The 12,254-nt window shown below is 32.6% G+C and carries 11 protein-coding genes and 1 pseudogene; 9 read left to right on the plus strand and 3 right to left on the minus strand.

Annotated elements, in window-relative coordinates; genetic code table 11:
• Positions 1–589: 589 nt before the first annotated feature.
• The 5 genes from RCG17_RS23120 (at position 590) to RCG17_RS23140 (ending at position 6,097) form a co-directional block, all read left to right on the plus strand.
• Complete coding sequence (locus tag RCG17_RS23120; RefSeq protein WP_308172379.1) at positions 590–1,831, plus strand: DUF6161 domain-containing protein; 1,242 nt, start codon at positions 590–592, stop codon at positions 1,829–1,831.
• 519 nt (positions 1,832–2,350) lie between these two features.
• A complete protein-coding gene (locus tag RCG17_RS23125; protein ID WP_308172380.1) occupies positions 2,351–2,845 on the plus strand; it encodes a DUF5412 domain-containing protein in 495 nt (164 codons plus the stop codon).
• 139 nt (positions 2,846–2,984) lie between these two features.
• Entirely contained in the window at positions 2,985–3,488 is a 504-nt protein-coding gene (locus tag RCG17_RS23130; protein ID WP_308172381.1) for a GNAT family N-acetyltransferase, read from the plus strand.
• A 236-nt stretch (positions 3,489–3,724) separates the two neighbouring features.
• A complete protein-coding gene (locus RCG17_RS23135; RefSeq protein WP_308172284.1) occupies positions 3,725–4,999 on the plus strand; it encodes an IS110 family RNA-guided transposase in 1,275 nt (424 codons plus the stop codon).
• 498 nt (positions 5,000–5,497) lie between these two features.
• Positions 5,498–6,097 carry a hypothetical protein gene (locus RCG17_RS23140; protein ID WP_308172382.1) on the plus strand — a complete coding sequence of 200 codons (600 nt, stop codon included), beginning with the start codon at positions 5,498–5,500 and terminating at the stop codon, positions 6,095–6,097.
• A 73-nt stretch (positions 6,098–6,170) separates the two neighbouring features.
• Here RCG17_RS23140 and RCG17_RS23145 read toward each other — a convergent pair.
• A pseudogene (locus tag RCG17_RS23145) lies at positions 6,171–7,009 on the minus strand (tyrosine-type recombinase/integrase).
• 143 nt (positions 7,010–7,152) lie between these two features.
• On the opposite strand from RCG17_RS23145, the gene RCG17_RS23150 reads away from it, so the two are divergent.
• The 4 genes from RCG17_RS23150 (at position 7,153) to RCG17_RS23165 (ending at position 9,604) form a co-directional block, all read left to right on the plus strand.
• Positions 7,153–7,596 carry a hypothetical protein gene (locus tag RCG17_RS23150; RefSeq protein ID WP_308172383.1) on the plus strand — a complete coding sequence of 148 codons (444 nt, stop codon included), beginning with the start codon at positions 7,153–7,155 and terminating at the stop codon, positions 7,594–7,596.
• Between the two features lie 54 nt (positions 7,597–7,650).
• Entirely contained in the window at positions 7,651–8,118 is a 468-nt protein-coding gene (locus tag RCG17_RS23155; RefSeq protein ID WP_308172384.1) for a UPF0158 family protein, read from the plus strand.
• A gap of 180 nt (positions 8,119–8,298) precedes the next feature.
• The gene (locus RCG17_RS23160; RefSeq protein WP_308172385.1) at positions 8,299–8,793 is read left to right on the plus strand and encodes a GNAT family N-acetyltransferase; all 495 of its coding nucleotides are present in this window, start codon (positions 8,299–8,301) and stop codon (positions 8,791–8,793) included.
• Positions 8,794–9,097: 304 nt separating this feature from the next.
• Positions 9,098–9,604: a VanZ family protein gene (locus tag RCG17_RS23165; RefSeq protein WP_308172386.1), complete on the plus strand. Its 507-nt coding sequence runs from the start codon at positions 9,098–9,100 to the stop codon at positions 9,602–9,604.
• A 1,113-nt stretch (positions 9,605–10,717) separates the two neighbouring features.
• On the opposite strand, the gene RCG17_RS23170 is transcribed toward RCG17_RS23165, so the two are convergent.
• Both RCG17_RS23170 and RCG17_RS23175 read right to left on the minus strand, forming a co-directional pair.
• A complete protein-coding gene (locus tag RCG17_RS23170) occupies positions 10,718–11,710 on the minus strand; it encodes a 3-oxoacyl-[acyl-carrier-protein] synthase III C-terminal domain-containing protein (protein WP_308172387.1) in 993 nt (330 codons plus the stop codon).
• 129 nt (positions 11,711–11,839) lie between these two features.
• Positions 11,840–12,181: a hypothetical protein gene (locus tag RCG17_RS23175; RefSeq protein WP_308172388.1), complete on the minus strand. Its 342-nt coding sequence runs from the start codon at positions 12,179–12,181 to the stop codon at positions 11,840–11,842.
• Positions 12,182–12,254: the final 73 nt, after the last annotated feature.

Below are 12,254 nucleotides of genomic sequence, written 5' to 3' on the forward strand. Positions count from 1 at the left end.
TCTGATAAAGAAGCTAATTCGTAGTGGTATTTATTGTGTTTTTCTTTTAATTCACAATAACCGTTGGAGTATATATAAACAATGATGTATTCTTTTCCATTAAACCAAACGTGGTCTCCTACCATTGACTTCACCTCACATTTTCATCTGTACTCACATATTTTACAATTTTCCGACTAATGAATACGGTTACATTTATCACAAATTCAAAAAATAAGCAGTTATTGTCGAAAGTTTGGGATATTCCTTTAATGACTTAAGATAAATCATACTTGGACGGGGTCGAGCCCCACGATCAGTTACGTTCTACCCTGGCTACTGATATAATAAGACCAAAATATATAAGGTCAACCAGAAATATTTAGCATTCTGGCTGACCTTATAATACGAAAGATACAGTTTAGTTGAAACGATAGAGGATGTTTTTATGGCAATTGAAAATACTCCCATCGAATGTACAAAAATCATATAATTTTTTAGGCTATCAAGTAAGATAGTCTTTTTTATTATATAAAGAAAATTAAAGACTGTTAAAGTATAATAAAATCAATTAGTGTCTCATTTTCTACTTTCGGGGTGATTAAACTTGGTGGAAACAGCAGAAGGAAAAGTCTCTATGTTCCATAAAGATTTAGAGGATTATTTTGAAAGTAAAGGTTTTGGAATTTACTTGTTTCCTCTAAATATTCAAAGAAAATTTACTTCCTTACAAGAACTTTATGATTTTGTTTTAGAACAACAAGATTATTGGAAATCCTTTACTCAGGGAAAACTTTCCGAAATTACAAATCATATTAATCAATTAGAAAGAAGTTTAACAAATGCCAATAATTTGGCTCAAAACAATCAAATAGGAAACGTAAAAAATGCTTTAGATTCTGCTCTTAGTTTATTTTCAAGAAATAGTTTCCCTATGGTATTTATGTCACCTGAAGCCGATTTTCTCCAAAATTTATATATGGTTCATCCCGAACAGGCTAATGCTGCTTGTGAATTTTTATTTTCACCAAACAATTTACAATTTCAAACAAATAATAAATATCACTTGTCTGGTATAATTCAAGCCTTCCTTTGGAAGAATCCTAATTTACAGGATAACAATTTTAAAAACATTGATGATTCTCTAAAAACAATAACAGAACGTTCAATCAATTCCTTAAATGTTGCTGATGAAAAACACAGCGATAGAATAAAGGAGTTTATAAAAGAAAATGATCAATTAAAAGCATCAACAGAAGCTTGGAAAAATGAGTTAGTAACATCTACTGATAATTGGAAACAAAATTTAGAAACTGATACTCAAGACTTTGTTGATAACAAAAAAGCTGAAATCGAAGAATTAACCAATCTCTACCAGGAAAAATTAAAACTTGAAGCTCCAGCTAAATATTGGGAAGAAGCAGCAATTGATTATGCTAAAAAGGGTAAGATGTGGATTTGGATAACTGTCGGATTCTTGGCAGTCTTTATTTCCTTATTGGTTTATTTACTCTTTGAATTACCAGACAGTAAAACATCGTTAAATTTTACTTCTATAAAAATGTCTATTATATTAACTGTTATTATTTCCGCAGGATTATTCATAATCAATCTATTTATTAAATTAGCATTAAGTGCCTACCATTTATCACGGGATGCACAAGAAAGACACAAACTTGCTTATGTATATTTGGCTCTTCTTAAAGAAAAAGCCGTTGAAGAAGTAGATAGGACAGTGGTACTTCAATCATTGTTTAGTCGTTCTGACACAGGATTACTTAAAGGTGATTCAAGCCCAACTATTCCAGACGGAATGATCAGTCAAGCGATTAAAGCTTTTACACAGAAATGAAAACTTTTTTGACTATCTATTTAAGATAGTCTTTTTTTATTTTGTTCTAAAAATCAAGCATTCAGCCTAATTTAGTGGGAATTTTTAGCGTTTACCTTATTGAAGTAACGGTACAGGATAGTTCAATAACTTACGAAAAAAACATCCACAATTTTGTATAAAATGTTAAAATAAGGAATTAGATAGGAACAACAATTGTAAATAGGGAGATGGGAAACAGACTGAGGATATAGGGGGAGATTGTGATGCTATTTTTTAGTATGTTAGTAAATACAATATTTACTTTTTTTCAAAATGGAGTATGGGTTTTAGGTTTTTTTTACTTATTAAATAAACTTTTTGAGAATGAAAGACTAAAACATTTTTCTAAATATGTTACCCTAATTGTTTTGGCTTTGTTACTTCTTCATTCAGTTATTAAAGTAATAGGAATGATTTTTCACTAACGGGGGCAAGAGTGAAAGATTAAAGCTGTCATTACCGGCAGCTTTTTCTTGTTGTGTTAACGGAGCAGGTTACTTGAAGAAGGATTTTTCTTTTATAAGGAGAACTTTTACTATATTTGAGAAGTTTGGTAATGCACTTAATTATTTCTTTAGGCAATTAATCGAAAAAACAAATGAGGTAAGCCAAGTGAATAAGAAAAAATTGATTATAGTAGGACTTGTTTTGATATTTATTCCTCTGGTAATTTGGATTTCTTATCATATTTATATGACTTTCTTTGCAGGTCCTACTTTAAATTATTTACCTAAAGGGGAACTAATCAAATCAGTGGACTCTCCAAATAAACAATACACTTTAAAGGCTTATGTATCTAGTGGTGGTGCAACCACTGATTTTGCCATTCGAGGCGAATTGAATTTTAACAAGGACGATAAAAATCCTAAAAATATATATTGGAACTACCACGAAGAAACTGCCAAAATCAAATGGGTAGATAATGACACTGTTGTTATAAATGGACATAAATTAGACGTTCCTGATAAAACTTTTGATTTTCGCCAAAATTAGCATTTTAACTGGATTTCATACTAATTTATGGGAGGCATTACTGAAACAACGGTAATGCCTTTTCTTCTTGAAGTAACGAAGCAGTTTAGTTCAATAACCTGTATGCTGCAAATGAGATGAAAGAAAAGAGGAGAAGCCCATGAATATTCGTGTTTTAAATGAGTCTGATGCTAAGTTGTACCAAGAATTACGATTGAGAGCATTAAAAATCACCCCAGAAGCATTTGGCTCAACGTATGAGAGAGAAGTGAAATTTACACTTGAGACTGTAGTGGACCGATTAAAGCCAATTGAGGATAAATTTGTTCTAGGGGCTTTTGATGATAGTAATTTATTAGTTGGAATTGTGGCTTTTGTACGTGAAAGTGGCCTTAAAACTGCTCACAAAGGGAATGTTTATGGGATGTTTGTAGCACCAGAAATGCAAGGGAAAAGCTTAGGAAAATCACTCTTGATTGAATTAATAAGAAAGGCAAAAAATTGTAATGGTTTGGAACAAATAAATTTAACAGTTGTATCCGAAAATGAAACAGCAAAAAAGTTATACAAGTCTTTAGGATTCAAGGTCTATGGAGTAGAACGGAATGCTCTAAAATTTAAAGGACAGTATTTTGACGAGGACTTAATGGTTTTAAACATCTAATTTTTATTAAGATAACGGAGTGCTTATCTAATAAAATGTAAGGATTGATCTTCCATAATCGGGCGCAAGAGTTGAATAACGGAGCTGTCATTACGGCAGCTTTTTTCTTTTTGTATTAACGGTCAGGTTAGCATTCCTGTAGATCGTTATTTTTCGACTTTGAAAAAAATAGGGCTCCTCAGTAAGATATGAGTATAGACACCACTCTAACTCACAACTTTAGGAGGAACCCTACTATGAAGTTTAAAATGCAAAACAAACAAAATCAACTGATAGAAAGAATTTCCGTTAAACATCTTGTTGTTGGCGTGGATATAGCCCAACAATTTCACGTGGCCAGAGCCGTAAATTTCCGTGGAATTGTAGTCGGAGATCCACTTACATTCAAAAATAATGAAGAAGGATTTACTAGTTTACTAAAATGGATTAAAAGTCTTCAAAGATTAAACAACCTAGATGAAGCTATTGTTGGGATGGAACCAACTGGACACTACTGGATCAATCTTTCAAAATGGCTTTCTAATCAAGATATTGAAGTAGTAACGGTAAACCCACATTTAGTAAAAAAGAATAAAGAAAATCGTGATAATACTCAATCAAAAAGTGATAAAAAAGATGCTTTAGTTATCGCTGATATGGTAAAGAACGGTTACTATTCTGAAGTTAGGTACACATCGGAATCATTCGAAAAACTTAGGGTTCTTATGTCTAACCGTGATGTAATTGTTAAACGCCTGGTCAGTTCCATTAATCAATTAAATCGATGGGTAGATATCGTTTTCCCAGAACTACGACAGGTTTTCAAAGATATTAAAGGCAAAGGTGCGATCGCAACCCTTCGATTATTCCCAACCCCAATGGAATTAGAAACTATGCAGCCTCATGATGTAATCACAGGTTGGAAATCAATAATGAAGAGGCAGCCTGGATTAAAAAAGGCCCTATTACTCATTCAATTAGCTAAGAAATCTGTCGGTACTAGACAAGCACTTGATGCTTATAAATTTCATTTAGAACAGTTATTAGAGGAATATGATTTAGCTGTAACACAACTCGAAAGAGTTGAACAACAAGTTACCGAAGCATTAAACAAAATTTCTTTCGCTAAGAAACTGCTTACCATCAAAGGAATTAGTGAAATATCTTTGGCTGGCATATTAGGTGAGGCAGGAGATTTAAGTGGTTTCTCCCACGGGAATTCTCTACTAAGGCATGCAGGATTGCATCTAGCTGAGGCAAGTTCAGGAAAGTGGAAAGGCCAAATTGTCATTTCTAAACGCGGAAGATCGAGACTGCGACGATTCCTTTACTTAGCAACGATGAGCCTTGTGGTGAATAACCCAGAATTTCAAGCATTACATTCTCATAATGTTAAGGTAAAAAAGATGAAGAAAATGAAATCGATTATGAAGTTAATTGGCAAGTTGGCTAGGATTTTTGTAGGTATATCAAGACGAAATGAATCCTATTGTCCTGATAAGGTCAAAGCATTTTCACCGTTGGCAGCCTAATACAGAATTGAAGATTATTCGTCCTCTTGAAATAAATAATATAGGACACTATATTGACCGAATGTTGGCTTATTCGTAGGATTTCAAATATGTACGGAGTACCAGATTTGTTCAACAAAAGGGCACCGACCCATCAGGTTAGCATAACTGGCCTCCACCCCTTGGATAGGTATGACGAAGGAATGATAGGGCAAATGACCCGTTGAGACATGGGAGGGAAAGCCTCCAGGGGCGGCGTGGAGCATGTACATTATATGGTAAATTGTGGAGTTGCACTATCTCCTCTATTTAACTATGCCTTCACGGAGCCTTATTAATCTGAACTCATTTCATTTAATTGTTAACCCTATATGAAGGGGTATGAAATCCTGCGAATAAGCGAGCATTCGAGAGAAAATCTTATTTAACTGAGGGAGTTGAAGAAGGATTCCGCCAATAATCCCTTGAATATATTATTTAAATAGACTTAACAGTTCTAATCTGGTGGTGAAAGATTTTATGTTATCTAATATTTTAAAGGCTTTAAGCGAAGGTGAATTTTCAAGTGATGTACTTCTAAGCTTAGATGGAATCCAGATAAATGATGATGAACTATCACTAACTATTCAAGCAACATATGAAGATGATGATGAAAAATTACAAGTATGGAAAGTTACCTGCACAGATTTTAGAGACCATAAATTAAATGTAAACTACTTTGAAGAATTTGAAGTATTAGATAATCACGTTTTTCTATGGGAGTACAACAATAATTCAGCGGATTTGTTTTTTAAGGGACATTGTAATGATATTAACAAAGTTATGGGAGAATTGTTTTTAACTCATTCAAACATTGTGAACGGGCAATTACCTCTTGAAAAGTATATAAATATCAATTATCACACCAAAGATTTAAGGCATTTATTAAAACAAGGAGAAGGGTTACTAACTAAAGGACCAATTAATTTAATCAAGGCGTATGAAAAGGTATTGTTAGGAAATGGCTATAAAACATCAATAATTGAATTTCCTACCAAAGAAAGTTCCCAATATAAAATCTTTATTTTTGGAGACTCTTATGTTGTTGCTAAAGATTTTCAGGCTTTTCAAGTTTTATAAATATCTTATTATTCGACTATCGGGGTGCAATAGTGAAAGGCAGCGGAGAATCCGTTGCCTTTTGCCAATCCTTTTAAAAATACTTTCTATAAAATTCTCTTCTAAGGCTTCCGCTTAACTGAGCATAAATCCTAGTGGTCTCGCTTTTTTCGTGCCCAAGTAAACTTTGAATTACATCAATGGGAGCTCCGTTATTCAATAGGTGTGTGGCATAGCTGTGGCGTAGTTGGTGTGGATGAATTTCTTTGTTAATACCTGCTCTGCTTGATATTCGTTTTATGATGTACCTCATCTGCCCAATACTCATTCTATGTGGGTGCCGTTCAGTTGCAAAAAAGCCGGATCATTATCCTCGCGAAGATCTAAGTATCGCTTCAGCCAGATTTCAGCCCGTATATTAAAATAGACCTCCCTTTCTTTATCACCCTTTCCAAGAACAATTGCAGAACGATTAGACCAATTAATACAATTTTTATCCAAGGAGGCAATTTCACCTATTCTACAACCTGTTGAAAACATAAATTCAAAAAGTGCCTTCTCCATTGGAGTAAAACAGGCTTCCCTCAGATGTTCAATTTCTCTTTCCGTTAGAAACTTTGGAATACGTTTACCCTGTTTAGGTTCTTTGATTTTAGCAGCCGGATTTTTGGGAATATGACCTTCCTCGTGTGACCAACGAAAAAATGATTTAATAAATCGAATTCGATGAGCCCAACTTGATGGCTTTAGTCGTTCGCTTGATTTTGCTAAGTATCCTTTTAGTTGATCAGTCGTTAATGACTCAATATCCACATTATTAAAGTGTTGAATCAGCAGCTTTGATTGGAGCTTATATGCATTTAATGTCTGAGGAGAGAATCCTTCAATCCTTTTGTCCGATTGATATAATTCCCAGGCTTTTGATAATAACAAAACATTTTCCTCCTTTTCGGTTATATTAGAGGAATTATTGACCTGATTATAGAATTGGAAACGTGGTATCGAAGTAACGATGCAGGTTACTTAAATAAACTCAGATGATATATTTATGTAATAACGGTAAAAGTGAGGGAATTATGGAAATAGGACAAGAGAAAATATATAACGAAGCATTTGCTGAAAAAGGTTTGAATAATGTAATTCTTTGGGATGTACAAAACATAAAGGATGGGCAACTAATAAGAGTAAAATTTATTAGCAAAAGTTCGCAACATAGACAAGGATTATGGTTGCGTACAGACGAGGGAATTGTAATCCCAGAATTAAGTGTTGAAATATTTCCAAGTGTTACGCTTTGGGAAGATACAGCACCAAAAGAAGTAATTTGTAAATGCTTTAGTAAAAACGGTAATTTAAGTGTTTATAATATTTGGGATAAGGGCAATGGAAGCCAGTCACAAGGGTATACATCGGGTATGATAATTGATGAACGGGACGATGGTATTTTAATTTATAAGTGCAACGATTATGGTTTTGAAACTGACTTTACTGATTTAGTATTTTCTATTGAGAAATTATAACGTGCTTCTTCAACTAACAGGGGCATTAGTAAAAAAATCAAAAGGTGATTAATTATGAGAGTACAAGTCAAACTGAAAAATATTATCGAGGAAATGGAAATACAGTTTGAAGAATCACGTTCACTACTAAATATTAAAACGGGTGAAATAGTGTTAGTGACATCGGAAGACTTGAGAGCTGCTGAAGACGAAAAACCATTTGAACATTTACCTGAATGGGAACGTGAAAATAGAATGGTTGCAATCGATGTGGTTGAAAACTTTGAAAATTATATAGAATTACCTACTAAATATGATGTGAATGAATATGAGATAATGGAAAACTTTTGCCTAACTTTAAGTGAACAACGAAAGCAAGAATCCTTATTAAGGGCAATTAGGGGAAAGGGAGCCTTTAGAAGATTTAAGGGAAAAATTACAGATTTAGGAATAGAAGAACAATGGTATTCATACCGAGACGAGTGTTTTAAACAAATTGCGATTGAATGGTGTCAGGAAAATAAAATAGACTTTATTGAATAGAAACGACAAGGGTGATTACTAAAAATAAAAGGCAATCACCTTTTGTTATTGAACTAAAGGACAGTTTAGTGCAATAAAGAAAAATATGCTTTAATAAAACTAATGAAGTACAGGGAGTGAAAATAATGTTTTTCTTTACTGTTGATGAGGATATTACACTAAAATTATTAACCAAGCAAAATGCTACTGAACTATTTTGTAGATAAGAATCGTGTTTTTTTAAGAGAATGGATTCCGTGGGTTGACAGTAAAAAGACTGTTGAAGACTTTCAAAGTTCAATTGAAAAATGGGGAAATAAATACATATCCAATACTGCAATTAATAATGGAATCTTCTTTAAAGGAGAACTTGTAGGAATGGTGGCTTTTCCAGAAATAGATTGGAAGGGAAAGAAGACAAGCTTTGGATATTGGTTATCACCTGATTTTGAAGGGAAAGGCATAGTAGTAAGATGTGTAAAAAAGTTAACAAATTATGCCTTTAAAACCTTAAATCTAAACCGGATTGAAATAAGCTGTGCAGAAGATAATTTAAGAAGTAGGGCATTACCTGAAAAACTTGGCTTCATTAAGGAAGGCATTTTACGTGATAATTACTACTTAAATGGGAATTTACATAATTTAATTGTTTACAGTTTATTAAAAAATGACTGGGAAAAAGCTACGGACAATTAGTATGTTAACAATTGTACTTAAACAAACGGGCCGTTAGTTGAAGAACAATTAACCAATTTTAAGGCTATGGCTAATATCTTAGTTATTCCATAATCGGTCGCATTATCGAAAGATGATCGCGCCTATTTTATGTTTGGGACAGATTATTGGATAACAGGTTTATATAATTTGGTAAGGTGAAGAGATTGTGATAGTTATCGCTTAAGCTGACACCCATTAGTTTAATAAGTAAGTGGGTTTTTATGGTAAAATCTTAAGTGGAATTATAAACGGTTCATTAAAACGTTTGGATTGGAGTTCATTGATGAGGTTTATGAGATTTTTTGTAAAAGCAGGATTATTTATTTTAATGCTTTGCTACTTATTTGTTCTTTCAAGATTAGTTCTTTTCAAATTTCTTGGAATACAAGATATTATTAGCCATTTTACTTTTAGTTACGAGGGTAGTTACTGGACACCTAATTTTATCCCTTTTAAAACCATAATTTATTATTTGTTCTTAGCAGATATAAATTTCAATATTCGAGTTGAAAACTTAGGTGGGAACATTGTTGGCTTTTCACCATTTGGCTTTATATTGCCTTTATTATCAAAAAGATTTCAAAGCTTTAAAAGAGTAGTAATAGCAACTTTTTGTTTAAGTTTAACATTTGAAATCATCCAACTTGTGTTTAAATTCGGCAGTTTTGATGTTGATGATTTAATTTTAAATACCCTTGGTGGAATGTTAGGGATATTGCCTGTTTATCTAGTTAGCTTATATATAAATTACAAAAAAAGACAACCAAACATTACTTCAAAAAACTATTAATGAAGTTTAAAATAATCTTCTTCTTCAACTAAAGATACAGCTTTAGTAAAAAAACTAAGTTTTATTTTTGAAGTCAATTTTCATTTACCACTATTCAGCAAAAGGGCGCTTTTCCGGAGCAAGAAAAGCGCCCTTTTTTATGAATTGGGCCATTTAATTGAATAACATATCATGAAGAAAATCGTTATGGTGAAGGGTTTGTGAGGATTTTCACTTAAACTACCATGGAAGAACGGATAAATTTATTATTAGGCGAATTATTTATCGTTTCATAAATATAAAAAGGGCAAATTCCCCCAAATTATAAAAAAAGAGTATTTTTATAGAATTATCTTTTTAGAGTTACATTACAAGGAGGAATCTCAATATGCTGGAAGGATTAATTAATTATGGGATACTGGCAATAATTTTCGGTGTTGTATTTTTTTTGCTTTTTACAAAGCTGGAAAAAAACAGAATAAAAAGCAGTCCTTTTTCTCTATTTCTTTGGGGATTAATTTGTTGGTGTTACCTCTTTCTTTGTTTATAGGTGTAATGGCAACCGACTCAGGCGATGAGTCTCTTTTCTGGAATGGTTTTTTGTTTATACAAGCGATTCCATTACTTATTCTGTTGGTTAGTATAGTCATTAAAAAGCAGTAGAAGATAACGAATGGGCAGCTTAAACGGAACAGGGAGTTGCAGTGTTAGCAGCTCTTTCTTATTGAAAGGGTGCGTTAGTTCAAGAACAATTAATCAATTTTAAGGCTAAGGCTAAATCTTAGTTACTCCACGAACGGGCGCGATTCCAGAGAATGGATCTACGCTTTTTTTGCATGAAAGGGCCATTTAATGGAATAAGAATCTTAAGCAAAATTGAATATTTTTGATAACATCGGTATGAAATTTGTAAAGGATTGCACTTTAATTATAGGGGGCAGTACTTGAAAAATGGTGACGTTTATCCTTTATTCAAGTAACGAGGATCCAAAAAGAAAAAAACGAGTGAGACAAATAGATCCCCACTCGTTTATCATTAAATTTCATCAAAAAAAATGTGAATGGATATGCAAAAAGATTATAATCCATTTACAAAAAAAGTGGGTAAAAGATAATTCAAAGTGCCTTAAACAATTAAAACTTAAACAGCATAGTGCAAATTTGCCATCCTGTCCCAACTGACCAGAAAAAGAGGTGATCTCCACGTTTGATTTTTCCTTGTTCTATCCCTCGATAAAGAGCAAGGAAAGGACTACTTGTTCCTGTATAACCAAATTCATCGCCTACATAAATCATTTTATTCATATCTTCTTGTAATTCTTCTTGAATTAATTGGATGTTTTTATAAGAGAATTGAGAGAGACAATAGGCAACAATATCTTTTTTAGTAAGGTTATGTTTTTTTATCATTTCTTCCATAGACTCTACTGCCGGTTTAACAACGCAAGTTCCATCAAAAGGAATCCATTTAATATGGACATCAGTATTTTTAATATCCTTGTTATAAAGATTGGATAATCCTACAGCAGGGAAAAGAACATTTTTTGCTTCTCTGGAATCTGAATAATACTGAGAATCAATAAACCCAACCTTATCTTCCACTTTTTCCAATATTACGGCAGAAGAAGCGTCTCCATAATTGGAAAAAGTGATTTCATCATCCGGGTTACAATTAATAGAATTGTAATCTGATCCGATAACTAAAGCATATTTGATCTGAGGATTTCCCAACATATAACGGCAGGTTTGTTCTACAGCTACAACCATTCCTGCACAATTAGAATTAGAATCCATACAGATTGTTTGGTTCTTTCCCCGAAGAGCTTGATGAATTAGCATGGCATTTGTCGGAAAAGTATATTCAGGTGTTTGAGTGGAAAATACAATCATATCTATATCATTGCTAGTTAAACCAGATTTTTTTAACACTCTTTTACTCGCTTCTAATCCCATCGTAAAACTGTTTTCTTTTGGATCATCAATAATATAACGTTTGTCCCTACCCATTATTTCTAAAAAATGGGTAATCTCCTTCTTTTGTTTCCGAAAGTGATCGATATAAAATTGATTTTCTACCACTTTATTTGGATGGTGAATTTCTACTTCCATAATTTTAATATTTGTCATTAGTTTCTTCTCCTGATCAAAGTCTTTTATTTTGAGAATCGATTCATGTTAGTCAAAAATTAATAATCTCTCGATAAAAAGAAACAAGACCTCTCAAGTGAAAAGTCTTGTTTACATATTTTTTATTGGTCATACTTCTACAATTTCAAAATTTTTAAGTTGTGTATTACGAGCAATACGACTTAATTGCATTTTTAGAATAGGATTTTTTTTAATTTTAAAAGAAACCTTGCTGAAACCGCTCTCTCGATACATCTTATAGCATTGTTCCAACATTGGAACTACATCTGGGTTTGTAACATTTAGTTCAGTGCAGTCCAAATCAATTATGTATTCTGTTGGTTTAATAGTAGCAGTCCTTGTTTTGTATTGATTAATAAAATTTAATGCATCTGTTTCATTGAATGAACCCGCAACTGTTACATCAAATACTTTTTTTGATTGGTTAATCCTAAAATTAAAATTTCCCATTACTTATCCTCTTTTCCTAAAATGTAAAATTTTATCACTATTATATAAAAATAATATATAACTATAGTAGTGT

The organism is Neobacillus sp. PS3-12, assembly GCF_030915385.1.
In the GTDB taxonomy this organism is placed as follows: Bacteria; Bacillota; Bacilli; order Bacillales; family Cytobacillaceae; genus JAEVLT01.

Excerpts from the sequence above, each read along its gene's own strand:
- RCG17_RS23130 (WP_308172381.1), top strand. The coding sequence starts at position 2,985 with ATGAATATTCGTGTTTTAAATGAGTCTGATGCTAAGTTGTACCAAGAA.
- RCG17_RS23135 (WP_308172284.1), top strand. The coding sequence starts at position 3,725 with ATGAAGTTTAAAATGCAAAACAAACAAAATCAACTGATAGAAAGAATT.
- RCG17_RS23140 (WP_308172382.1), top strand. The coding sequence starts at position 5,498 with ATGTTATCTAATATTTTAAAGGCTTTAAGCGAAGGTGAATTTTCAAGT.
- RCG17_RS23150 (WP_308172383.1), top strand. The coding sequence starts at position 7,153 with ATGGAAATAGGACAAGAGAAAATATATAACGAAGCATTTGCTGAAAAA.
- RCG17_RS23155 (WP_308172384.1), top strand. The coding sequence starts at position 7,651 with ATGAGAGTACAAGTCAAACTGAAAAATATTATCGAGGAAATGGAAATA.
- RCG17_RS23160 (WP_308172385.1), top strand. The coding sequence starts at position 8,299 with ATGCTACTGAACTATTTTGTAGATAAGAATCGTGTTTTTTTAAGAGAA.
- RCG17_RS23165 (WP_308172386.1), top strand. The coding sequence starts at position 9,098 with ATGAGGTTTATGAGATTTTTTGTAAAAGCAGGATTATTTATTTTAATG.
- RCG17_RS23170 (WP_308172387.1), bottom strand. The coding sequence starts at position 11,710 with ATGACAAATATTAAAATTATGGAAGTAGAAATTCACCATCCAAATAAA.
- RCG17_RS23175 (WP_308172388.1), bottom strand. The coding sequence starts at position 12,181 with ATGGGAAATTTTAATTTTAGGATTAACCAATCAAAAAAAGTATTTGAT.